This window comes from Oceanobacillus rekensis (assembly GCF_002153375.1).
Taxonomy (GTDB): domain Bacteria; phylum Bacillota; class Bacilli; order Bacillales; family Amphibacillaceae; genus Oceanobacillus; species Oceanobacillus rekensis.
The window spans coordinates 120,086-143,928 of sequence record NZ_MTBQ01000004.1 but is presented as its reverse complement, the minus strand read 5'-3'; the positions used below and the strand labels follow the sequence as shown (position 1 = coordinate 143,928).

20 protein-coding genes are annotated in these 23,843 nt (G+C 39.4%); 13 read left to right on the top strand and 7 right to left on the bottom strand.

Features of this window, described 5'->3' with window-relative positions; all coding sequences use genetic code 11:
* Nucleotides 1-32: 32 nt before the first annotated feature.
* Nucleotides 33-1,160, bottom strand: a complete 1,128-nt coding sequence (locus BV906_RS11510; RefSeq protein WP_087973682.1) for an RNA-guided endonuclease InsQ/TnpB family protein — start codon at nt 1,158-1,160, stop codon at nt 33-35.
* 230 nt (nt 1,161-1,390) lie between these two features.
* On the opposite strand from BV906_RS11510, the gene ku reads away from it, so the two are divergent.
* Nucleotides 1,391-2,245 carry a non-homologous end joining protein Ku gene (ku, locus tag BV906_RS11505; protein WP_087973681.1) on the top strand — a complete coding sequence of 285 codons (855 nt, stop codon included), beginning with the start codon at nt 1,391-1,393 and terminating at the stop codon, nt 2,243-2,245.
* A 194-nt stretch (nt 2,246-2,439) separates the two neighbouring features.
* Nucleotides 2,440-3,441 (top strand): acyltransferase family protein, encoded by a 1,002-nt coding sequence (locus BV906_RS11500; RefSeq protein ID WP_087974068.1) that lies wholly within the window; start codon nt 2,440-2,442, stop codon nt 3,439-3,441.
* Between the two features lie 564 nt (nt 3,442-4,005).
* On the opposite strand, the gene BV906_RS11495 is transcribed toward BV906_RS11500, so the two are convergent.
* Entirely contained in the window at nt 4,006-5,349 is a 1,344-nt protein-coding gene (locus tag BV906_RS11495) for a YjiH family protein (RefSeq protein WP_087973680.1), read from the bottom strand.
* A 201-nt stretch (nt 5,350-5,550) separates the two neighbouring features.
* Here BV906_RS11495 and BV906_RS11490 point away from each other — a divergent pair, with 201 nt between their 5' ends.
* From BV906_RS11490 to BV906_RS11475, 4 genes are all read left to right on the top strand, one after another.
* Complete coding sequence (locus BV906_RS11490) at nt 5,551-7,194, top strand: ABC1 kinase family protein (protein ID WP_087973679.1); 1,644 nt, start codon at nt 5,551-5,553, stop codon at nt 7,192-7,194.
* 14 nt (nt 7,195-7,208) lie between these two features.
* Nucleotides 7,209-7,523 (top strand): phasin family protein, encoded by a 315-nt coding sequence (locus tag BV906_RS11485; protein ID WP_087973678.1) that lies wholly within the window; start codon nt 7,209-7,211, stop codon nt 7,521-7,523.
* Between the two features lie 491 nt (nt 7,524-8,014).
* Nucleotides 8,015-8,308, top strand: a complete 294-nt coding sequence (locus BV906_RS11480; RefSeq protein WP_087973677.1) for a YwdI family protein — start codon at nt 8,015-8,017, stop codon at nt 8,306-8,308.
* Between the two features lie 21 nt (nt 8,309-8,329).
* Nucleotides 8,330-8,701, top strand: a complete 372-nt coding sequence (locus BV906_RS11475) for a DUF423 domain-containing protein (protein WP_087973676.1) — start codon at nt 8,330-8,332, stop codon at nt 8,699-8,701.
* A gap of 103 nt (nt 8,702-8,804) precedes the next feature.
* On the opposite strand, the gene BV906_RS11470 is transcribed toward BV906_RS11475, so the two are convergent.
* The 3 genes from BV906_RS11470 to hemQ all read right to left on the bottom strand — a co-directional run bounded on the left by BV906_RS11470 (nt 8,805) and on the right by hemQ (nt 10,980).
* Nucleotides 8,805-9,056, bottom strand: coding sequence for a hypothetical protein (locus BV906_RS11470; RefSeq protein ID WP_087973675.1), 252 nt, complete (start codon nt 9,054-9,056; stop codon nt 8,805-8,807).
* Nucleotides 9,057-9,230: 174 nt separating this feature from the next.
* Complete coding sequence (gerQ, locus tag BV906_RS11465) at nt 9,231-9,716, bottom strand: spore coat protein GerQ (protein ID WP_087973674.1); 486 nt, start codon at nt 9,714-9,716, stop codon at nt 9,231-9,233.
* 514 nt (nt 9,717-10,230) lie between these two features.
* Nucleotides 10,231-10,980 (bottom strand): hydrogen peroxide-dependent heme synthase, encoded by a 750-nt coding sequence (gene hemQ, locus BV906_RS11455; RefSeq protein ID WP_087973672.1) that lies wholly within the window; start codon nt 10,978-10,980, stop codon nt 10,231-10,233.
* Between the two features lie 287 nt (nt 10,981-11,267).
* Between hemQ and pta the strand changes: the two genes are divergently transcribed.
* Nucleotides 11,268-12,245, top strand: coding sequence for a phosphate acetyltransferase (gene pta / locus BV906_RS11450; RefSeq protein WP_087973671.1), 978 nt, complete (start codon nt 11,268-11,270; stop codon nt 12,243-12,245).
* 187 nt (nt 12,246-12,432) lie between these two features.
* Here the strand turns inward: pta and BV906_RS11445 are convergent, their stop codons facing one another.
* Nucleotides 12,433-13,287 (bottom strand): lipoate--protein ligase family protein, encoded by an 855-nt coding sequence (locus BV906_RS11445; protein WP_087973670.1) that lies wholly within the window; start codon nt 13,285-13,287, stop codon nt 12,433-12,435.
* Nucleotides 13,288-13,371: 84 nt separating this feature from the next.
* Here BV906_RS11445 and BV906_RS11440 point away from each other — a divergent pair, with 84 nt between their 5' ends.
* The 3 genes from BV906_RS11440 to BV906_RS11430 all read left to right on the top strand — a co-directional run bounded on the left by BV906_RS11440 (nt 13,372) and on the right by BV906_RS11430 (nt 15,826).
* Nucleotides 13,372-14,691 carry an HD domain-containing protein gene (locus tag BV906_RS11440; protein WP_087973669.1) on the top strand — a complete coding sequence of 440 codons (1,320 nt, stop codon included), beginning with the start codon at nt 13,372-13,374 and terminating at the stop codon, nt 14,689-14,691.
* A complete protein-coding gene (locus BV906_RS11435; RefSeq protein ID WP_087973668.1) occupies nt 14,681-15,175 on the top strand; it encodes a YwgA family protein in 495 nt (164 codons plus the stop codon). Before BV906_RS11440 ends, BV906_RS11435 begins: the two co-directional genes overlap by 11 nt.
* 132 nt (nt 15,176-15,307) lie before the next feature.
* Complete coding sequence (locus tag BV906_RS11430; RefSeq protein ID WP_087973667.1) at nt 15,308-15,826, top strand: YwhD family protein; 519 nt, start codon at nt 15,308-15,310, stop codon at nt 15,824-15,826.
* Between the two features lie 872 nt (nt 15,827-16,698).
* Here BV906_RS11430 and BV906_RS11420 read toward each other — a convergent pair.
* The gene (locus BV906_RS11420; RefSeq protein WP_087973665.1) at nt 16,699-18,726 is read right to left on the bottom strand and encodes a transglycosylase domain-containing protein; all 2,028 of its coding nucleotides are present in this window, start codon (nt 18,724-18,726) and stop codon (nt 16,699-16,701) included.
* 191 nt (nt 18,727-18,917) lie between these two features.
* On the opposite strand from BV906_RS11420, the gene BV906_RS11415 reads away from it, so the two are divergent.
* From BV906_RS11415 to BV906_RS11405, 3 genes are all read left to right on the top strand, one after another.
* Entirely contained in the window at nt 18,918-19,358 is a 441-nt protein-coding gene (locus tag BV906_RS11415) for a YwiB family protein (protein ID WP_087973664.1), read from the top strand.
* Nucleotides 19,355-21,025: an arginine--tRNA ligase gene (argS, locus tag BV906_RS11410; protein WP_087973663.1), complete on the top strand. Its 1,671-nt coding sequence runs from the start codon at nt 19,355-19,357 to the stop codon at nt 21,023-21,025. Before BV906_RS11415 ends, argS begins: the two co-directional genes overlap by 4 nt.
* Before the next feature lie 688 nt (nt 21,026-21,713).
* Entirely contained in the window at nt 21,714-23,822 is a 2,109-nt protein-coding gene (locus BV906_RS11405; RefSeq protein ID WP_087973662.1) for a (Fe-S)-binding protein, read from the top strand.
* Nucleotides 23,823-23,843: the final 21 nt, after the last annotated feature.

The window sequence follows — 23,843 nt, the reverse complement described above, 5'->3', positions numbered from 1 at the left end:
CGGACACAACCTTGCCCTACAGTTTTTATTGATTAATCCATCACTACCATTTGATCTAATTGTTCTAGTCCTTTACGCAAAATATTTAGGCTGGCATTGTGGTCACGATCCAGTATAGTTCCACAGCTTTTACAAATATGCGTGCGAATGGATAAGGATTTTTTCACACGTGTACCACATTCAGAACAATCTTGGGTCGTAAATTCTGGATTGACTCTGATAAGTAATCCACCGTTCCTTTCACATTTGTAAGATAACATATTGCGAAACATTCCCCAGCCTGCATCAGAAATGGACTTAGCTAAATGTTTGTTTTTTACCATATTCCGGATATTTAAGTTTTCTACTGCAATAACGGAATAGTATTTCGTTAGATTGTGGCTCCATTTATATAAGGTATCTCTTCGTTGGTTAGCTACCTTTTCATGAAGCTTACGGATTTTGATAACTTGTTTCTTATAATTGGCTGAGCCTCGCTTTTGTTGGGAAAGCTTCTTTTGTGCTCGTTTCAACTTCTTCTCTGTTTGACGAAGAAATCTTGGGTTATCAAAGCTTCTACCATCGGATAAAACGGCATATTTGTCCAATCCAACGTCAATCCCAATTACAAGGTTTCTGTTGATTGGTGCTGGATATACTTGCCTCTCGACACTGAAAAAAGCATACCAGCGTGTTCCTTGTCGTTTAATAATGAGTTGTTTGATCGTTCCGTCTATCGGACGATGTAAATGAATTGGGATTTGACCTAGTTTTGAAAGTTGTAGATTTCCATTAGTGGCAAAAGATGCTGCGTAGCGATGATGTGAGTTTGGTTTGAAGCCAAATTGTGGGAAAGTTATGCTGTTGTAATCTTTGTATTTCTTTAACCTTGGATAGTTTGCTTGTTTTCGAAAAAAATATACAAATGCTTTATCTAATCGAATGAATACTTCTTGCAATGGTTGAGAAGGTATTTTTTTCAGAAAAGGTATTTTACTTTTATCTAACTTTAATTGTTTTTGCATGGCAAAGCGTGTGTATGATTCTTTGGATTGCTTATATTTTCGTTGTTTATCCAGGAGTGCAGAATTATAGGCTTGACGACAATAAGAAATCCAGCGATCCAGTTGTTCTCTTTGTTCGTCTGAAGGATAAATTTCGTATTTTTGATTCAGCAGCATCATTTGCACCTCCTAACTCAACTATAGAACATATGTTTGCAAAGTGCAAGTGTTTTTGCTATCGCAAACCGAAATTCATCTCCCTCTTAGCCTTGGGCGCAGCCCGGTACAGGCTTGAAGAGGGAGACTTCTTTCAGAATCCTATTAAAATGGCTCATTTCGGGGATAATAACCAGACTGGAATAGAAATGTTCTGTACCAGCAAACTAAAGAAAAAGGGGGTTATTCACGTGCATACGATGTGGAAGGGCACAATTAGCTTTGGATTAGTAAACATCCCTGTGAAAATGCATGCAGCAACAGAGAATAAGGATGTTAAACTCAGGCAGCTTCATAAAGAATGTAAGTCACCAGTTAAATATGAAAAAGTATGCCCTATATGTGATAAGGAAATTAAAAGTGAAGAAATTGTAAAGGCATATGAGTATTCTAAAAATAAATTTGTTGTTCTTGATGATGAGGATATCGAAGCATTACGGAAGGAGCAGGAGGACAAAGCAGTGGAAATTGTCGACTTTGTCAAACTCCAGGATATTGATCCGATTTATTTTGAAAAAAGTTATTATCTTTCACCGAATGAGGGTGGTAGTAAAGCATACGGGTTATTACGCAATGCATTAAATGACACGGGAAAGATTGGGATTGCCAAAATGATTATCCGCTCCAAAGAGCAACTTGCAGTCATCCGGGTTTATGAAAATGCATTAGTTGTCGAAACAATCCATTATCCCGACGAAGTACGCAGTGTTCAGGATGTACCGAATATTCCAGAGGAAGTTAAAATCGTTAAAAAGGAATTGGATACGGCGAAGATGCTGATTGATCAGTTAACAACCGAATTTGAACCGGAAAAGTACAACGATGATTATCGGACAGCCTTACTTGACTTAATTGAGGAAAAGAAAAATAATGCGCAGACAACAACTGCAAAAGACAAACCTGCTCCAGACAATGTCACCAATTTGATGGATGCATTGCAAGCTTCATTGGAAAGGGCCAAATCGGAAAAGCCGAAGCCAAAACAACCAAAACAGGTAAAGCGAAAAGCAAAGACAACTGCATCAAAGAAAAAGGCAGCAACCTAAAAGTCTCCAATTATGGAGACTTTTCTTTGTTAAGGTAATTTTACCCACCAATATTACAAACCGGCTTCATTTTTTCACTCTGCTAACAAATTAGTGACAAAACAATAAAAATAGTTCATCTTTCATGTTTTTTACATAAAAAAGGGGTAGAGTGATTAATACATACTTATACATAACATAGAGGGTGAGATATGATGAATAGGAATCCATTTTTCGATAATGCAAAAGTTTTATTGATTTTTCTAGTTGTTTTTGGACATATTATTCAGCCGTTTGTAGATGGTTCGGGCGGAATGAACACCTTATATACATGGATTTATACCTTTCATATGCCTGCCTTTATACTACTTTCAGGTTTTTTTGCTAAAGGCTCTGGAAATAAAGCTTACATTTTGAATCTAGCGAAAAAACTACTGATTCCATACCTTATTTTCCAAGTCCTGTATACGATTTATTACTTTTTCATTGGAAAGGCAGGATGGCAGGCTGAGATATTTTATCCACATTGGTCATTATGGTTCCTGCTTAGTCTTTTCAGTTGGCATATTCTTTTATATTGGTTTAAAAAAATCCCTGCAGCATTAAGTATTTCGATTGCAGTTATGATTGGATTGATTGTTGGTTACTTCGGTGAGATTGGCCATACATTCAGCCTGTCACGTACATTTGTGTTTTTCCCATTCTTCCTAGTTGGTTTTTGGTTAACGGAAAAACAAGTCATGTGGGTCAAATATAGAGCAGTTAAGGTTTCTTCCATCGTATTCATGATCGGATTGGCAGTTGCGATTTATTATTTGCCGAAAATAAATTCAGGATGGTTGCTTGCATCGAAATCATATGGTGATCTAGGCATGGCCGAATTTGGCGGGATTGCTAGATTGCTTGTGTATGTGACTGCAGCCATAATGGTAGTTTGTATTCTTGCCTGGGTTCCTGGGAAGAATTTAGGCTGGATAACCAAGCTTGGCACACGCACACTATATGTCTATTTATTACATGGTTTTTTCGTGCAATATTTCCGTCAGCACGAATTATTTGCAGTGAACAGTGTAATCGACGTTCTCGGCCTTGCAGCAATAGCAGCATTCATTGTCATCATCCTTTCCAGCAAACCTATTCTTGGAATTTGGCAACCATTTATTGAAGGAAAAGCTTCGATAATTAAAAAAGCATTTAAGGGCAAGACTGTTTTGTAAAAGATTTATTGTTATTGCTATAAAATCGATAAAATTAGACATGGGCTAAGAAACTTCGGCGAACGCTCTGGGAAATATACTTCGCGTACCTTAGGGCGGCTGGTCAGCCAACTTGCGCTAAAGTGCGACGTTGTCTCACCTATCCCTTTCCTCCCGCAGGAGTCTACGTATATTTCCCAGAGCTGATTATAAGCTTACAAACAATCAACTCCATTAGTGATTGTTATAAAAATCAAACCATACAGCTAAACCAGTCCGGGTGAGCGGAGGGCGGTGACTCCTGCGGGAAAAGCACGTGTCCGAAGACCAGAAGAGCGATTTTCTCTTCGGGGCTGAGGCCGTGCCCGCGGAAAGCATCCGCCCATAGCGATCCCGGACGGCGGAATTAGCACATATTTATAGGGAGAAACATGCACTGAAAATAAATTATTTCTTATAATAAAAGCGAATCATTTTGGAAGTTGTGACATAGAATCAATTACCCCCTATTTTAAATATAGAAAAACAGGCGATCCTTCATTTGAGGATCGCCTGTTTTCGTTACTATACTATTTAATTTAGATATTAAAACAATATATGTGCAATCACGATAATGATCGGCAAGGTAATAATAGTACGTAAAAGGAAAATGATAATGAGATCCTTGAACGATACCGGTACCTTGGACCCTAACAGTAATCCACCAACCTCAGACATATAGATTAACTGTGTCACAGAAAGTGCTGCAATGATAAAACGGGTAATATCTGCTTCAATGGATGAACCAATGATTGCCGGAAGAAACATATCTGCAAAGCCAATCAGAATTGTTTCTGAAGCCTCTTTCGCATATGGAACCTGCATAAGCTCTAAAAACGGAATGAACGGTGTACCGAGCCATTGAAAGACAGGAGTATATTCTGCAATAATGAGTGCAATCAGACCAAATGCCATAACGACAGGGGCAACACCCATCCACATGTCGAGAATATTTTGTCCGCCTTCTTTAAAAAATTTATAGACACTTGTTTCTTTTTTTGCACGATCCAATGCTTGTTTATAACCAAATGTAAACACATTATATCCAGATGGGATTGCTTCGTCGATACCATCTGATGTTTCTGACACAAACGTATCCGCTTTTCTGGATAATGGTGGGATACGTGGCATGATTAAGGCGGCTATAAATCCGGCAATCGCAACCGTCAAATAGAAAGGAACAAACATATATGCAAGGTCCATCTCTGTCAAGACAACGAGAGAGAACGTAATGGATACAATGGAAAAAGTAGTACCGATTACTGCAGCTTCCCGTTTTGTATAATGGCCGTCTTCATACTGTTTACTTGTAAGCAAGACACCTATTGTGCCATCACCAACCCAGGATGCAAGGGCATCTACTGAAGACCTCCCCGGAAGCCGGAATAATGGTCGCATCACTTTAGTCATTAACGTACCGAATAATTCCAGTAAACCAAAGTTCATGAGCAATGGTAAAAATAGACCTGCAAATAAAAAGACTGCAAATAGTACATGAAGTAAACTGTCTAATAACATGCCACCTGTATTTTCTCCATAGACTGCAACTGGTCCAAGTTGGAAATAAACCATTACCGCAAAAACGGCTGCAATCGTCCGTGTTGCCGTCCAAAAATGACTCGTATAAAATAGTCCCTGGAAAAATGGTGTTCCAGCAAATGCTTTCTTCCCAGCAACCTTAGCAATTAACGTCATGACTGCTGTAATAACAATAATAACCATCATAATGGCAGATAATTGGTCTGCAAGTAATCCTTGAACCCAATTTGCCAAAAGGGCTATAGGAATCGTCATTCCGTCTTCAGTATTAATAGGTAGCATAAACAAGAAGACGCCGACTAGTGATGGTATAATAACTTTTAAGTGATCTATTAAACTATATGTTTTCATCATAACCTCCAAAAATAATTTACTACGTAAGAAATTTATAGGGGATAATCCCACATGAATAATTATACAATATAATGTAAATTTATACAATACTATAGGAATGGTAAAAATATACACATCCATCTAAAAATATTCTTAACAGAGGACGTCTCGCGTGTTAGGAAACGACTCTTTAGGGTATAGTATAATGGGGTGTTGCAAGTGAGAAAGTTATTTAAGTACAATATTCTTTATCGCAGTACTATCATTATATGGTTAGCTGTAAAGTTCATTATAAAGATTTATTACTTTAATTTTAATAATAAGATTTGGGATAGGAAAACGGTCCAAAAATGGGATAATATGCTTTATCATATGGCAGTTGAATATCGAAAGAAGGCGGAAAGACTTGGTGGTGTTCTCATCAAGCTTGGTCAGTTTTTAAGTACGAGAACAGACTTTTTACCAGAAGTATTTATCAAAGAGCTTGATGGCTTGGTGGACCGTGTCCCACCAATGCCATATGAAACAGCTCTTTCATCCATAGAAAAAGAGTGGGGCACCACTATTTATGAGCCTCTTGCTGACATAGGGGATTCGGCTATCGCGTCTGCATCGATCGGAGATGTATATCGGGGAACACTTAAAGATGGTACCCCGGTTGCAATCAAGGTCAGACGGCACCGGATTGAAGAGGTTTTTCATAAAGATTTCATCGCATTACGAATTGTTTTCTGGATTCTAAAAGTATTTACAGCGTTTGGCAAAAAGGCGGATCTCAATTCACTTTATAAAGAACTCGTCCATGTCATGAACCGTGAGCTGGATTATGAGCAGGAATTGGAGTTTGGAGAATATTTCAGTGATCGTTACAAGGATAACGAGGATATCCATATTCCAACCTATTATAATCATCTCTGTACAGAGAAAGTGCTTGTGATGGAATGGGTGGACGGTGCGAAAATAACAGATACATTATTTATGCAACAGCATCATATAAATATAGAGAAAACAACGAAGAATTTATTTGATCATTATATTGACCAGTTCCTCAACCCTGGGAAATTCCATGCTGATCCACATGCAGGTAATATCCTTATAAAAAAAGACGGGACGATTGCGATTATTGATTTTGGCATGGTCGGTGAAATTAAAAAAGAGGATACGGAACAATTCAAATTACTTGTCCAGGGATTTATAATTGATAATTATGATATCGTATTGTCCGCACTCGACAAGATGAATTTTATTTTACCAAATGCAGATAGGAAAAAGTTGAAAAAGGTAATTAAAGAAACGGTTGATATGTATTCAGACGGTTCACTTAAAAATATTGATTCAAAGGTAATGAGTCAATTAAATGAAGATATCAGTTTGATTGTCAAAGACCAGCCAATACAATTACCTGCAAATTATGCCTATTTATTACGAGCAGTATCTATTGTAGTCGGAATTTTATTCACTATTTATCCAGAAATGGATGTTAAAAAATGGGCAATACCAAAAATAAAAAAATGGTTTGGCAGAAGAAGTATTGTCGAATCCGTAACCAGACAATACGTCAAGAATCTGACTGAACCAATAGAAGCTTATCCGAGAGCATTGTTAAATTTCCTTGAAAATGGGGTAAAGGATAGGAAATGGGATAAAGAGAAGCATCATGTCCAGATGAAACACCAATTTTATTTACTAGTTGAGGTACTTTCCTTTATGATGATATTAACAGGAGCGGCTACCACCATATGGGGATTCAGTATCGAAACAAATGGTATGGCTGTGATTGGGCTTGTGCTTGCAGGGATATTTTTATTCCTACTGAACTTGGTATTCATAAACCACTATAGGATGATTCGATCCAGAAAATAAGGGAGTGTTCGAAAATGAGTGATTATCTTAAAAAAGGCTTCTTACTTGGTCTAGGTGCCGCGGTAAGCGGTAAGGAGAAATTAAGTCAAAAACTAAAAGAACTCGTCGATAAAAATGAATTGACCCAGGAACAGGCCAAAACGATGATGCAGAATTTCATTGATAAAGGTGGCATGAAGAAGGAAGAATGGAGCACCAAGAATTATGAACAAATGAGTAAGAAGGCAACAGAGTATGGACTTGCGACAAAAGAAGATATTAATGAATTAAGAGCTCGCCTTACGGAATTAGAAGAAAAACTTGCAGAAAAAAACGATCAGTTAAATTAATGGAGAGTGGACCTGCATATTTCGGGTTCACTTTTCTTTTGTTTGGCGACAATACAAATCAGTCAATTCAGTAAATTTAAAAATAAGTATTGCTTCCTAAAGATGTAACCGTTATAATGTTCACATAAACTTCAGTTGCACATCTAAAGGAGTGATGGCGGGATGAAAAGCTTTTTTCATATTTGTAACAGTATGACAGTGAGGCTTGGTAGGAATTTGCAAGAGGAAGAAATATCATTTTTGCAAACGTTGTACGAACGCTACACGAAAGAACAGCTAGAAACTGAGGTCAAACAAAGAGAATATAATTTAGGTATAGTGAACTCATAACTGTAAGCTCTTCTATTTAGAGGGCTTTTTTTATTGTCTTAACAGGTGTACGATTCCCATCTTTAGCTTCGATTCGGGAAAACTCCTTATTACTCTCCTTTCTATAAATCTGAATCTAATCATGCTATAATAATGGTATTGGATTAGCAAGGAGCGATACTGTGGCAATAACAAATGATACGATTATAAAAAAGATGATACATGAATTATACGAGGCGAAAGAGAGTCAACATTCTCATGAAAAAATGGTAGCACATATAGCGAATGTTCGACTATTAAGCGATCTATTTTTAGAGGAAGATCAACAGACAGTGAACAAAGCTGAATTATCAAAAGAGGAAATGAAAGCGATGATTGGCGAACAGTCTACGAGCAAACAAATGCAGGGAAAATCAGAAACAAAGCCAATCATTGATCATGAAGAAGCGAATGGGAAATCGATTTTTGATTTTTAATAGGGAAAGAGGTACATAGCAATGAAACTATTTTTAATTTTTGGTGTTATTAATGGATTTTTGGCCGTGGCACTCGGTGCATTTGGTGCACATGGATTGGAAGGGCGAATTACAGAAAAAGCGATTGGTACATGGGAAAAGGCTGTTACCTATCAGATGTTTCACACGATGGCCCTTCTCGTTACTGGATTGTTACTAGCAAGGTTCCAAGGTGAAGGCCTCCTAACAACCGGAGGCTGGATGTTCATGGCGGGGATTGTTTTATTTTCCGGCAGCCTTTATACCTACGCATTAACATCTATTAAAACGTTTGCTATGATTACACCAATCGGTGGGGTGGCATTTCTAATAGGTTGGGTAATGGTCGGTATTGCAGTTATGAGAAATGTATAATGAATCTTGTAAGCTATCACTTTATAATTGTTGTTCAAATAGGAGGATAAAAAGGACGAAGAAATTCGGAAGGGTCATTTTCACCGGAATTTTTGAACAACCTCTATAATCGAAAGATGAAATAAGTAGTAAACAAAAGCAACATAATACCGCGTATTGCTTGTTTTCCGGCTTCAGCTGGATGACGAGTATATAATAAGAGCATGGCATCACAAAACAAACTCAGAACGACAAGGTAAATCGATAGAAATATAATGATAATATAACCGGCAATTAGTGCAGAGAATCCGATCAGCATTGCAAATAACAGTGAAATAAGCTCCATTTGAATTAATTTTCTGTAGGGGTGTCTCATAGATAATCGCCTCTCTTTTGGTGAAGCAATTGTAATAAAGGATGACCCGATCTGTTCGGAGTCATCCTTTATTTATAAGTCCATTACGAAAATATAAAGATTTGACATAAATTAACTCATAGACAGAAACCGTTACGTCCCATACTTCGCTAACCTAGCTTTAAGCTTTTGCCTTTATCTTGGTTGAAAGGTAGCCATCTGTTGCTGCTGTTGGCCATATGGATATTCATAATTGATTTCTTCGTTGAAGATGACATAGTCCAAGTAAATCATCAGTAAAAGAACTCTTCTTCCAGTTTCCGGCTCACTTAAAATAATATGGTCTCTTCCAGCGGCTTCAATAACTCCTGTGAACGTTTTTGCACTCCATTCTGGGTTATTCTCAAATGTTAAATAAAAAGTAGCAAGTTTACCACGGTTTAAACGTAAAATGTTTTCAATGTATGACTGCTGCAAAGGAAGCATGCCTGGGATATCTGATGTTTGTTGCTGTGCCTGTTGGGCTTGCAGCTGGCCTTGCTGTTGCTGTTGTGGAACTGGAAATTGCCTCGGTTGGTACATCGGGTAATATGCTGGAGATGTTGTCGGATAATAGTAGTACGGGCCACCTTGACTCTGTTGCTGATATTGTGGATTAATGTTACCTTGATTCTCACTCATTATAAAACCTCCTGTTAATGATTATATGTGTTTTTTTAGGAGAGAAGGATAGGTACTCTCCCATGGGTATTGAACATCCAAACCATATGCTCTCCGGCCCCTTATCTATGCCCACCGTCCCTGGGCAAGCCCGCTCCGCTTTTGTTCGGCTAGCTGCGCGGGCTAGGGACTACGGGGCATAGATAATGGACACTCCGAGCACGAAAACCATGTTCTCTCCGGTCCCTTATCTATGCCCTCCGTCCCAGGGCAAGCCCGCTCCGCTTTTGTTTTGTTTCCGACCACGAGCATACCCAGTTCACCATCTCCTTTAGCCTCGAGACGCAGTAGTCTTGCAAGGAAATCCACCTCAGGAGCTTCTGTATTTGCAACAATAGCCGTTGATATCATTCCTCATTTCTGTCTGTTCCTTAGGCTTGAACTCACTAAATAATTGTATGTCTATAAACTGAAATTGATGACAATAAAAAAAGACTTTCTCTCACGAATGAGAGAAAGTCTTTTTAAATAGTTATTATAAAGCGAAGTACTTGTCCACGTCTTCTTTAGGAAGGTGGTTTCCTACGATGAAATCACCAAATTCGCCATATTTTGTTGTTACTTCATCGAAACGCATTTCATAAACAATTTTTTTGAATTGTAATGCATCATGGGCAAAGAGGGTAACGCCCCATTCCCATTCGTCCAGCCCAATGGAGCCGGTAATGATTTCTTTTATTTTGCCAGCATATTTTCTACCTGTAAGGCCATGCTCATAAAGTAATTTTGTTCTTTCTTCCCTATCAATCTCAAACCAGTTAGCATCCGACCAGCGACGGCGTGCCATTGGATAGAAACAAGCATGTTCCCACTTCGGCATAATAGGCTTTAAACGATCTTTTACGTAGGGAGATAATTCACGGTCTTTACCTTCATCCATCGGGTTATGCATCGTCATTTCAATAATGGATACATAAGAATATCCCGGAATTAGAAAATCACCAATTTTTGTTTTATTGATTTCCGTTTTAATTTCTTCCAATTCTTCCATCGTTGAACGCAAGAAGATAAACATGATATCTGCTTTGTTGCCAATAACTTTATATAAAGCGTGGCTGCCTTCTTTTGCTTCTTCAACTGCTTCCCACTTTGAAATCAGTTCTTTGAATTCTTTTACTGCTGTAACTCTTTCCTCTTCGGATATCATTTTCCATGAGGTCCAGTCAAATGTACGGGTATCATGCAATGCGGACCAACCATCCATTGTAACTACTGCTTCAGCCATATTCATTCACTCCTTCAATTAGACGATATGTTCAAAACGTGGGGTTAAATTTGCTATCGTGATATTTTGAACAACCGCCCATATAGAAAAATAACTTGTATGTTTTTACTATAGCACATTTTGGGTATTCTAATCATATGAAAGGGTGGCAAGTCTTTCGTATTTATATCTTTGTCGAATCTTTGTCAAAATATGTAAAATACTAGCGTGCAATTCTTTAAATATCAATAGAAATCATTTATGATGAGATGGATGTAGATGTTTAATTTTAAGATGGAGGTTTTTTTGTGAGCACATTATTTGATCAGTTAACAGATAAAGTATCGTCTTCAAATAAGAAAATAGTTTTTCCGGAAGGTCTTGATGAGCGCATTCTGACAGCAGCAAGTCAGCTGGCTTCTGCAGGGGTTGTTACACCAGTATTGATCGGAAACGAAGATAGTATAAATCAGAAGGCAGAAGAAATTGATGTCAATATATCTTCCTGCACGATTCTTGATCCAAATCAATACGCAGAATTTGAGACAATAGTTCAAGCATTTGTTGAGCGCCGTAAAGGGAAAGCGACAGAAGAAGATGCACGTAAAATCTTGCTTGATGAGAACTATTTTGGGACGATGCTCGTATATATGAATAAAGCCGATGGACTTGTAAGTGGTGCGGCACACTCGACTGCAGACACAGTACGTCCAGCATTACAGATCATTAAGACAAAAGAAGGTATCAAAAAAACATCTGGCGTATTTGTGATGGTACGTGGTGATGAAAAGTATGTCTTTGCCGATTGTGCAATTAACATTGCGCCAGATAGTCAAGATCTTGCAGAAATCGCTGTTGAAAGTGCAGTGACAGCCAAACTCTTTGATGTTGATCCACGTGTAGCGATGCTAAGTTTTTCTACAAAGGGATCCGCGAAATCAGAAGAAACGGAAAGAGTTGTAGAAGCATTGCAAATTGCAAAAGAAAAAGATTCTTCGCTAGTTATTGATGGGGAATTCCAATTCGATGCTGCATTTGTACCTAGTGTTGCCGCGAAAAAATCTCCCGATTCTGAGATTAAAGGGGATGCGAACGTATTTGTTTTCCCAAGTCTCGAAGCAGGAAATATTGGTTATAAAATTGCACAACGTCTAGGTGGATTTGAAGCAGTTGGGCCAATTTTACAGGGATTGAACAAACCTGTTAACGATCTTTCTCGTGGCTGCAGCTCAGAAGACGTATATAATTTAGCATTGATTACAGCTGCACAGGCAGTAGCTGAATAACAAGTGAAGATCCTGCATCTTATGTGATGCAGGATCTTTTATTTTTGTAAAGTGGGCGGACGGCGGACGGGATTCCGCGAATATTGTGAGTTTATCCGCGGATTTGCATCATAATTCCGCGAATGAGGAAATTAATCCGCGAATTTTCCTGTTATTCCGCGCTTTTAGCTTTATTTTCGCGAATCGCTCACTTTTGCATCAATGCTACCGTCTCATTCCGTTTTATCATCTGAACATATCTTTTTTCAAATACAGCAAGTTCAGCATCGGAAAACTCCGTACGAACGATTTCCTCACTAAAATCAACGAGCGCGGCAAGGACTCTTTCTTTCATCGCATCAACAGTCAGTTGCACACCGAGCAATTCAGAGAGGGATGCCATCACAGCGGGTTCAATTGTCGGGTAATCAAATTTTGTTGCTTCATTCTTTTTGCTAAGCTCATAAAAATGGCGAATGACAGATGCCCTTTCCTTACTGTTTCCTTCTACATCGAGATAGATTTGGATGGATGCACCATCTTTCACCCGCCGCTGGGAAATACCTGCAAACTTTTTGCCACCAATGCTCAAGTCATAATCACCTGGACAATAGGAACCAACAATCTCATAGGCAACGATTTCATCTGTCAGATCGCGCAGCATATATTGGACAAAGCTTACCATAGCTTCATAGCAGTCCTGGATGGAGAGATGATGGACACCTGGAATAACGAGTGAGAGATTCAGAACGCCACGATCAAGTGCAACTGCAAGACCACCGGAGTTTCTTACAACGACATGGTAGTCAAGATCTGTCAAATAGTTTACACCTTCTTCCAAAAAGGGAAGTCTGGCATCCGGAATACCAAGTACAATTGTTGGTGGATGTACCCAAAGTCGTATTGCTGGTGGGGAATCTCCATTGCTGACAGACATTGCTAAGGCATCATCGACAGCAAATGATGTCAGGGCTGTATAGGATTTTTTATGGAAATTCCTTTCTTCAGAATGGTCGATATATCGGAAGGTCGTATGACTAATAATGTCTTTCCAGTTTTTCATAATTGCCTCCTTACTCTTTAAACCCTTGTTGATCTATTATATAATAAACTAAAATTGTCGAAAAAGATCGGATGGGGAAATGAAATGGCATATAAAGATGAGAAACTATCGGAAGAGAAGGTATTTAAAGACCCTGTACACCGTTATGTACATGTGAGAGATCGAGTGATATGGGATTTGATTGCAGCACCTGAATTCCAGCGGTTGCGCCGCATTAAGCAGCTTGGTATAACAAATCTGACCTTCCACGGTGCTGAGCACAGTCGTTTCAATCACTCGCTTGGGGTGTATGAAATTGTACGCCGGATTATTAATAATTTCCATGACCGAAAACATTGGAATGAAGATGAACGATTGCTTTGTCTTTGTGCAGCATTACTGCATGATTTGGGTCATGGACCATTTTCCCATTCTTTTGAAAAAGTATTCAAACTGGATCATGAATATTTTACCCAACAAATTGTAATTGGAAACACGAAAGTAAATGAAATTCTTGAACGCGTCAGCCCAGGGTTTTCCCAAAAGGTTGCCGATACAATAGCAAAAACTTATGAAGACAAGCTGGTAGTCAGTTTAATTTCCAGCCAGATCGATGCAGACCGAATGGATTATTTGCAGCGTGACGCATATTTTACTGGTGTCAGCTATGGTCATTTCGATATGGAACGAATCTTGAGGGTCATGCGGCCAATTGATGATCAGGTCGTCATTAAATCAACCGGAATGCATGCCGTTGAAGATTATATTATGAGTCGCTACCAAATGTACTGGCAGGTTTATTTCCACCCAGTAACAAGGAGTGCGGAAGTGATTCTATCCAAGATTCTCCATAGGGCAAAAGTACTATACGAGATGAGAGACTATACGTTTAAACTGAAACCAACACATTTTGTTTCCTTTTTTGAAGGGGAAGTCGATCTTTCTGATTATCTGAAGTTGGATGAGATGATTGTCCATTATTATTTCCAATTGTGGCAAGAGGAAGATGATGAAATCCTAAGTGATTTATGTGAACGATTTATGAATAGACGCCTGTTTAAATATGCTGAATTTAATCCGAATCTGCAAATGGATGATTGGGCGGAGCTTTATGAGCTTTTCCAACAGGCCGGAATTGATCCGGAATATTATCTTGTCGTCGATTCTTCCTCAGATCTTCCCTATGATTTCTATCGTCCAGGTGAAGAGGAGGAGCGCTTACCAATCAATCTATTAATGCCAGACGAGAGTTTAAAAGAACTTTCCAGACATTCGGATATTGTTGAGGCTATTTCGGGTAAAAAGAGAACAGACCATAAACTATATTTTCCAAAAGACAGGTTGAATGAATTAACAGATGAAGCAGTTAAAAAACGCATTAAAGAAATATTGTACGGGCAAGGAGCGAAAGAAGATGTTGAATAATCATGCTAAAATAATGCAGTTTTTTTCAGTGACCAATATGGTAACCGGACGTAAGAAGCTGCAGAAAATGATCTATATTTTGCAAAAATGCAATCTCCCTTTTGAAGAAAAATACCAGTTCCATTTCTATGGTCCATATTCAGAAGAGCTGACACTGCGAGTTGAAGAGCTTTGCAATCTTGGGTTTTTACTGGAGGAAAAAGAGGATAAAAGTAATTATTATCAATATAATTATCAAATAACTTCGGCCGGGGAAGATTTCCTGCAACAATTCTCATTGGATATGCCGGATATGACCTCGAAAGTGGACATGCTCCAGGCTAAGAGCTCGCGATTCCTGGAACTTGTTTCAACGATGTTCTTTTTCGATGACCTGCCATTGCAAGAAAATATCGAAAAAGTCCATACGGTAAAGCCAAAGCAAAAATTTAGTGATAAAGAAATAGACGAAGCTGTTACCTTTATTGCGAAGTTAAAGCAGTAAAGCAAATAGCTTAAAGGCCTGAATCACCTATGCTACAATAAATAATAAGGAGAGTTCAGGCAAGACACTAAATAATAAACGGTTCCTTTTCTGAACACGCATTAGTTAGTAAAAATAGAAGGAGGTTCTACAATGAGTTCAGATCAATCTTCAAATAAAAAGAAGAATACCTTTACGATTATTAAAGATGACTCCACCGATGGTCATGGTGGCTATGGCGCTGGTACAGTCAGCCTGGAAAACATGTCATCGGTCATTGTCGACCCAAATGAGAATACAGCATATGTCGATATGGCTGCCATGCATGCCCGCAGTGAAGTTGAACGTCGTGTGAAATGGATTCAAGATAAAAATGAAGTGCCCAATGGTAAATTGTACTGGATCGTCTGGGTAAACGTGGAGCGTGGAGAGAACGGTCCATATTATGGTGGAGTTGCAGGCAGTGAAATGCGTATTGATCGTGAAATTAAGCGAGCATATAAGTCAATGGCGCAGCATGTCACACATATGGAAAAGTCACTGAAGGGAAAAATTATTGTGGAGCATATGGATGAACAATCCAAAAAGCTATTGAAAGATTTCCTTATCGATTTTAATGAAGATATGTGGAATAACTCAACCGAAGAACTGAAAGATGCGCTAAACGTTTAATCTATTATAAATGGACACGTTTATTGTTCTTAAAAAAATGGCAAATTTGTGACCGAATAGTGAATCTTTTCCGAAATTCTTGTGCTTTTCTTCAAAAATTTGTAAACTATGGATACATGGACTAACTCATGTTTGCTAGGACAAAAAAATAGCCAACGATCAGATAAGACGGACTTATACTGAAAGTTGGCTATTTTTTTGCTTTTTTTAGAAGGAGGGTTTCCTAGTAGAATGCGATTACTGTTACTCTGCAGGTTGGTAATAATTAGCAAACTACACTGCTCAACCCACTGAAAAGACTGTTGCTTTAGGATTACCAAAGATGAGTGCCGTTGCCGCCGTCCGGCATCGCTGTGGGCGGATGCGGACCTTAGGGCACGGCCTCAGCCCTGAAGAGAAATCACACTTCTGGTCTTCGGACACGTGCTTTTCTAAGCAGGAATCACCGCCCACAGCGATGCCGGACTGGTGAAGTTGTGTGTTGCTATCTTTGCTATTAGCAGGTATTGCAATTGTTAGCAACTTTCTTACCAGCTCTGGGAAATATACGGAGACTCCTATGGGAAGAGAGGCATAGGTGAGACCCTGAAATGCGACAGCATGAAGGGGCTCACCAGCCGCCCATGGAAAAGCCAAGTGTATTTCCCAGAGCGGTCGCCGAAGTTTCTTATTTCAAGTCACAATTCATCTCTGCTTCAATGATTATAAAGGAATGGCACACATCTTTGGTAATCAACCAACAGTTACAACGAATTATATAAATCTTATGGAATAAATTACAACAATGCATTTTGATGGTACGAGCAATGCGGAGTCACAATGCATTTCGTTAGACGAGTAACGGCAGTGCCAAACATTAAATCAACGGGGTTTTAGAAAAACGCGTCAAACCATCGTTCAAAAACGCCTTTTTCCTCGGTATCCTCAATATACTCCATATCTTTCTCTAAAGTATTATGATCGGTACAATAGCTCCGTGGTTCTGTGCCTTTTTCGTAATACATCACTCTGCTATTCCCGCAATCAGGAGTGGCAATTTTGCCTGTTGCTGGGTCAATGGGAATGCCAACAATACCAGAAGGCATGGCAAATACATCTTGGGGTTCTCCCGCGTGTGCTGCTTCCATAAATGTTGCCCAAATTTCTTTTGCATAGGCAGATTCGGAAACAACCTCCATGTTGCGGTTGTCATCGTATCCTGTCCATACTCCGGTGACGTTGGAGGGGCTGTAACCGATCATCCAGCTGTCGGAATTTGTTGAACCGGATTTTCCAGCATAAAGCTTTGTCAGTTTACTTGCAATCCGAGAACCTGTTACAGAGGTATAGCCATTCAGTTCTTTATCAAACATTCCGGTCATTAAATGGGTTAAAATAAATGTCTTTTTAGGATCGAGTATTTGCTCGGAACGATCCCGTTCTCTTTCGTAAACGTCTTTTCCATGTCGGTCAGTAATTTTTCCAATCGTATAGGTATCGACTTCCTTACCCCCATTTGCTAACATGCCATATGCAGCAGTCATCGCCTCAACCGAAACAGATGCTGTTCCAAGCGCGAGGGAAGGAACGGCAGGGAAATCCCCATTTAATCCAAATTGTTCTGCAGTCTTGGTTAATTTTTCTGTTCCAAGATACATATTTGTTTTCACAGCGTAAATATTATCTGATAAAGCAAGTGCCTGTGCCAAGGTGATCGGTTCATTGGCATAATAGCCATTGAAATTACTTGGCTGATAGACTTCCCCGTTTTCCATTTCAAAAGTGGTCGGTTTGCTCATTAGTTGAGTACTTGCCGTGTAGCCATGGTGTAATGCAGCATAATACAAAAATGGCTTAAAGGTGGACCCAGGCATTCGTTTTGCATCGATGGCCCGATTATAAGTGCTTTGCCTATAATCTCTGCCGCCAACCATCGCTAAAACCGCTCCAGTATGTGGATCCATGGAAATTGCTGCGGTTTCAATCTCGCTCTTATCATTAATAGTTTCGCTTGTTTTATCTTCTAGCTGTTGTTGTAGGTTACGATTCAGGGTGGTGTGGATTTGATAGCCCCCGGTTTTTATGTCACTTGGATCAAGCTTTAGCAGACTCGAAGCTTCCTGTAATACCACATCCTGAAAAAACGGTGCTATCTCGGGGCTTTCCTGGGTAACTGAATAAGTAAGCTCAACTTGTAAAGCAGCTGTTTGTTCTTTTTTTGAAATAATCTTTTTCTGGACAAGATTTTGTAAAATAAGTTGTTGCCGTTCCTTTGCGTTATCCTCATCATTTAATGGGGAATAATAGGTAGGCCCTTTTGGAATCCCGGTAAGCATTGCTACTTCAGCCAACGATAAATCTGTGACCGATTTATTGAAAAAGTAGTTACTCGCTGATTCAATGCCATAGGCACCATGTCCGTAGTAAATTGTATTTAAATAGCCTTCAAGAATTTCCTCTTTGGAATAAAACATCTCCAGTCGGACCGTATAAAAGGCTTCTTTCATCTTCCGTGTCCAAGTTTTTTCTGGAGATAAAAATAAATTTCTAGCATATTGCTGTGTCAATGTACTTGCACCTTCCTTTAAAGATGCGCTCGTAATATTTTCAAGCACAGCGGCGCCGATTCGTTTGTAATCAAAGCCATGATGATCAAAAAAATGCTGATCCTCTATCGCTATGGCCGCATCGGCGACAATCGGTGGTATTTCATCTAATGAAAGCCAGTGCTTCGTATGGGTGCCACGTTCCTCACCAATAATTTCACCTTGCTGATCATAGATAATCGTCGCCTGCTCGCCAACAAGTTTAGGTGGTCCCATAAGAAATGCAGCTAAGTAGATTACAGCAAAAGAAAGAATCCCTGTGGCAACCAGTGATAAGATAATTTTATAAATGAGCTTTTTGGGCCAAAGTCGCATAAGTATAATCTCCAATATAAAGATGTTTGTATTCTCCATTATGGGATAGTGACGGTGGTTATAAACTTAAAAGCGGTAATTTCTATACGTTTGCAATTTGAACGTAAAAAATATAAATATTGATTAACACAACCATTTATCGCTATAATAGGGACATTATAAAATTTTCATTAGTTTAGAGGTGCGATAGGATGGATAAAATCCAGAAGAACGTAACGATACAACTCCGCACCGTTATTGATGATGATGGTCAAAAGGAGTACAATGATCAGAAGCAATCAGGCAATTACTTTCGAAAAAAGGAATTGGATGTATTGATTTTTGAAGAAAAGCTGGACGATGGTGCCATCATTAAAAATCTAATTACTATCCAACAACATAAAGTCAGTATCAATCGATCTGGTGCAGTTATGATGAATCAGAAATTTAAAGCAGAAAAGATAACGGAAAATATATACCATCATCCACATGGGAAGATACATATGGAGACATTTACGGAATCGATTGATTATAGCCGTTCAGAGGATTCCATTGAAGGTAGTCTTGGGATTCACTATACGGTTAAATTAAATGGACAGGATAAACGAAAACATACATTAGAGCTGGCATATAAAGAGGAGGAAAATCAATGAACGTTTTGGAACAAACAGAAACTACATTGAAAAAAGAAATCGGGGCTGCAGTCATAAAGGCTAAGCTTGCAAAAGAGGAAGAGCTGCCATCGATTATTCTAGAAAAACCGAAAGATAAAGCACATGGCGATTTTGCCTCAAATATTGCAATGCAACTGGCACGAATTGCAAAGAAAGCTCCACGCCAAATTGCAGATGATATCGTAGCGAATCTGGACCAGTCCAAGGCATCCATTGAAAAAGTGGAAATTGCTGGACCTGGTTTTATTAACTTTTTCATGAAAAATGATTTTCTTGGAGAAATTATCCCAACTGTTTTACAAGCAGGAGACGATTACGGTAAAACAAATAGTGGTAATGGAGAGAGAGTCCAAATTGAATTTGTTTCGGTAAATCCAACTGGTGATCTTCACTTGGGACATGCCCGTAATGCGGCCTTTGGTGACGTACTTTGTAATGTACTGACAGCTTCTGGATTTGAAGTGGAACGTGAATATTACATAAATGATGCTGGAAATCAAATTGATAATTTGGGGCTTTCTGTAGAAGCGCGTTATCTTCAGGAACTTGGGGGAAATGTCCAAATGCCTGAAAATGGGTACCATGGACAGGCCATCATCGATATTGCAAAAAAACTTGTTGCCGAGCATGGAAATGCGTTTGTTTCCAAGGATCAACCAGAGCGGCTGGCATACTTTAAAGAATACGGATTGAACGCTTCACTAAAAAGTATTGAGAAGGACTTGAAAGATTTCCGTGTTGAATTTAACAACTGGTTCTCGGAACGTTCCCTCTATAAAGATGATAAGATTACCGATGCATTGCATACACTTGAAGAAGGTAACCATACGTACGAAAAAGACGGTGCGATGTGGTTCCGCACGACCGAACTTGGCGACGACAAGGACCGTGTACTAATTAAGCAAGACGGAAGTTACACCTATTTGACACCAGATATTGCTTATCATAAAAACAAGTTGGATCGTGGCTTCGATCATATTATCAATGTGTGGGGCGCCGACCATCATGGATATATTCCAAGAATGCGTGCAGCTATCCAGGCATTAGGATACCCGGTGGAAAAATTTGATGTGAGAATCATTCAAATGGTTAACCTGTTTGCTGGTGGGGAAAAAGTTAAAATGAGCAAACGTACAGGAAAAGCTGTTTCATTAAGAGAATTAATGGATGAAGTTGGCGTTGACGCTGTACGCTATTACTTTGTAACCCGCTCTAATGATTCCCAGCTTGATTTCGATATGGATTTGGCACGTTCCCAATCAAATGACAACCCAATTTTCTATGTTCAATATGCACATGCCCGTATCTGTACAATGTTAGAACAGGCGAAGAGTAAAGGATTTGAAATTGACGGTGCATTTGATGGCACATTACTGACAGCAGAAAAAGAATTGGATCTGCTGAAAAAATTAGGCGAATTCCCACAAACCGTTGCAGAAGCTGCAGAAAAGCGTACACCACATAAGGTAACACAATACCTTTACGAGTTAGCATCCTTACTGCATAGCTTCTATAATGCGGAAAAAGTACTTGATTCCGATAACAAAGAAAGAACCACAGCCCGCATTGCACTAATGAAAGCAGTCCGCCAAACACTAGCAAACGCAATGAACCTAATCGGAATAACAGCACCAGAGAAAATGTAAATTCAAAAGCGGAGGCGACCGTTTAGGGGCGTATGGACTGGACTGAGCCGGCGGAGATAAAGGAAACACAACGACCAAAGGGAGTTGATGTTGACTTATCGCACAGAGGTAAAGGAAGTCCAATAGACCCTGGTCGCTGCAGCTAGCCGAAACAAAAGCGTAGCGGGCTTGCCCAGGGACGGAGGGCATAGACAAGAGACCGTAGAGCACACGGTTTTGGTGCTCGGAGTGTCTAATGACTATGCCCCGTAGTCCCTAGCCCCCGCGCAGCTAGCCGTTCGAAAGCGTAGCGGGCTTGCCCGGGGACGGAGGGCATAGACAAGAGACCGTAGAGCACACGGTTTTGGTGCTCGGAGTGTCTATTGACTATGCCCCGTAGTCCCTAGCCCCCGCGCAGCTAGCCGGGTCAAAAGCGGAGACGACTGGTCAGAAGCGAACGCACTGTGCAGCTTATCGGCGAATCACAAATTTTATTAGCGAATTTTTAAATTTATCAGCCAATCCGGGAGTTTTATCGGCGATCGCCAATCTCCCGGATTTTTTTCTTGTGGAAAAATTCAAAATTTTAACAGAAATATATTGACTGAATGTTCGTTCAGGTTTAAAGTAGTGGTAAGTATTCTTATAAATCTATTTATTCGCAAAAATGGAATCGCTATCATTTATAAAAAATAGGGGGGCGCGGGAAGTGGAAACTTTTATGATTATTAACTGGATCGCATTTTTAATTATTACGTTTTACGCATTATATTTATTTGCAAAAGTCGTCACAACAAGAATTGCATACATAAAGTTGGGGCAGAAATCTGAGTTTGATGGTGAAATTAAATTACGATTGAAACGGGTTGGGAAAATTGTATTTGGTCAATCCAAACTGTTGAAGGATAAGAAATCTGGAACGATCCATGTGATGATGTTCTATGGTTTCCTTCTTGTTCAATTCGGTGCGATTGATATGTTTGTTAAAGGACTTTCACCAGGTAACCATTTGCCATTCGGAATGTTCTATCCTGGATTCGTATTCTTTCAGGAACTAGTTACATTAATGATTCTCGTTGCCGTCGTATGGGCTTTCTATCGACGCTATATGGAAAAGCTTGTCCGACTGAAACGAGGATTTAAAGCGGGTCTAGTACTCATTTTTATCGGTACGCTAATGGTCTCTGTTTTATTTGGTAACGGAATGGCGATGATCTGGCATGGACATGATCCAGCATGGACAGAACCGGTTGCAAGTTTAGTAGCTTTTGTCTTTGGCTTTCTTTCAGAAGGTACTGCAACGGTGCTTTTCTATGTCGCGTGGTGGGTACATACAATTACATTGCTGTCTTTCCTTGTATATGTACCACAATCCAAGCATGCCCACTTACTCGCGGCCCCTATCAATGTATTTTTAAGTAAAAAAGTTCCTGGTAAACTTAAAAAAATAGATTTTGAAATGGATGAAGCAAGTGAAGAGGATGAAGAAGAAATTGCTTTCGGTGTTGGGAAGGTAGAAGACTTTGAACAACATCAAATGCTTGATTTCTATGCCTGTGTGGAATGTGGACGTTGTACAGACGTTTGTCCTGCAGCTGGAACAGGAAAAATGCTATCCCCGATGGATATCATGGTTAAGGTTCGTGACCACCTCACTGAAAAAGGTGCTGCGGTGACAGGGAAGTCTCCATGGGTTCCATCTTATGCCTTTTCAAATACAACTGGTAATGCGGCGAGTGCTAGTAATGAAGCGGCAGCAACGATTCAGAGTGCAAGATTAATTGGTGATATCATTACAGAGGAAGAACTTTCCGGATGTACGACATGCCGAAACTGTGAAGATGCTTGTCCGGTCAATAACGAACATGTAGGAACGATTATTGATATGCGTCGTTATCTAGTAATGACGGAAGGGAAAATGGATTCTGAAATACAGCGTGCAGTAACGAATATCGAACGTCAAGGAAATCCTTGGGGGCTATCCAAAAAGGACCGTATTAAATGGCGTGATGAGGATGAGTCAGCATATATCCCAACGGTGAAGGAATTGAAAAAAGAAGATAAAGAATTTGAATACCTTTTCTGGGTAAGTTCGATGGGAGCATATGATAGTCGTAGTCAAAAGATTGCGATGGCCTTTGCTAAATTGATGAATCAGGCTGGTATAAGCTTTGCTATTTTAGGTAATACGGAAGCAAACTCAGGAGATACGGCGCGTCGTATCGGGAATGAATTTCTTTTCCAGGAGATTGCGGAGAAAAATATTAAAACATTTGAAAAAAATGGAGTTACCAAGATTGTTACGATTGATCCACATGCATATAATATTTTTAAAAATGAATATCCAGATTTCGGATTTGAAGCAGAGGTATATCATCATACCCAATTACTATATGACCTTGTGAAAACAGGTAAATTGAAACCTGTGCTTTCGATAAATGAAAGATTAACCTATCATGATTCCTGCTATTTAGGAAGATATAATGGGGTATATGATCCGCCGAGGGAAATTCTAACAGCAATACCGGGACTAGAACTCGTGGAAATGAATCGCAGTCGCGAAAACGGCATGTGCTGTGGTGCTGGTGGTGGACTGATGTGGACGGAAGAGACAACAGGAAACCGGATAAATGTTTCTCGTACTGAACAGGCATTGGCTGTTGAACCAACGATGATTTCCAGTGCATGTCCATACTGCTTAACCATGTTAAGTGATGGAACAAAAGCAAAAGAAGTCGATGAAGATATTAGCACAATGGATGTTGCTGAAATATTGGCACTATCTGTATTAGAAGAAGAACAATCCAAAACCGCATAAGGCAACATGAGAGAATAATAG

Excerpts from the sequence above, each read along its gene's own strand:
- BV906_RS11440 (WP_087973669.1), top strand. The coding sequence starts at position 13,372 with ATGGCATATAAAGATGAGAAACTATCGGAAGAGAAGGTATTTAAAGAC.
- BV906_RS11510 (WP_087973682.1), bottom strand. The coding sequence starts at position 1,160 with ATGCTGCTGAATCAAAAATACGAAATTTATCCTTCAGACGAACAAAGA.
- BV906_RS11435 (WP_087973668.1), top strand. The coding sequence starts at position 14,681 with ATGTTGAATAATCATGCTAAAATAATGCAGTTTTTTTCAGTGACCAAT.
- BV906_RS11485 (WP_087973678.1), top strand. The coding sequence starts at position 7,209 with ATGAGTGATTATCTTAAAAAAGGCTTCTTACTTGGTCTAGGTGCCGCG.
- gerQ (WP_087973674.1), bottom strand. The coding sequence starts at position 9,716 with ATGAGTGAGAATCAAGGTAACATTAATCCACAATATCAGCAACAGAGT.
- BV906_RS11415 (WP_087973664.1), top strand. The coding sequence starts at position 18,918 with ATGGATAAAATCCAGAAGAACGTAACGATACAACTCCGCACCGTTATT.
- BV906_RS11495 (WP_087973680.1), bottom strand. The coding sequence starts at position 5,349 with ATGAAAACATATAGTTTAATAGATCACTTAAAAGTTATTATACCATCA.
- BV906_RS11430 (WP_087973667.1), top strand. The coding sequence starts at position 15,308 with ATGAGTTCAGATCAATCTTCAAATAAAAAGAAGAATACCTTTACGATT.
- BV906_RS11445 (WP_087973670.1), bottom strand. The coding sequence starts at position 13,287 with ATGAAAAACTGGAAAGACATTATTAGTCATACGACCTTCCGATATATC.
- BV906_RS11475 (WP_087973676.1), top strand. The coding sequence starts at position 8,330 with ATGAAACTATTTTTAATTTTTGGTGTTATTAATGGATTTTTGGCCGTG.
- BV906_RS11470 (WP_087973675.1), bottom strand. The coding sequence starts at position 9,056 with ATGAGACACCCCTACAGAAAATTAATTCAAATGGAGCTTATTTCACTG.
- hemQ (WP_087973672.1), bottom strand. The coding sequence starts at position 10,980 with ATGGCTGAAGCAGTAGTTACAATGGATGGTTGGTCCGCATTGCATGAT.
- BV906_RS11420 (WP_087973665.1), bottom strand. The coding sequence starts at position 18,726 with ATGCGACTTTGGCCCAAAAAGCTCATTTATAAAATTATCTTATCACTG.
- argS (WP_087973663.1), top strand. The coding sequence starts at position 19,355 with ATGAACGTTTTGGAACAAACAGAAACTACATTGAAAAAAGAAATCGGG.
- BV906_RS11500 (WP_087974068.1), top strand. The coding sequence starts at position 2,440 with ATGAATAGGAATCCATTTTTCGATAATGCAAAAGTTTTATTGATTTTT.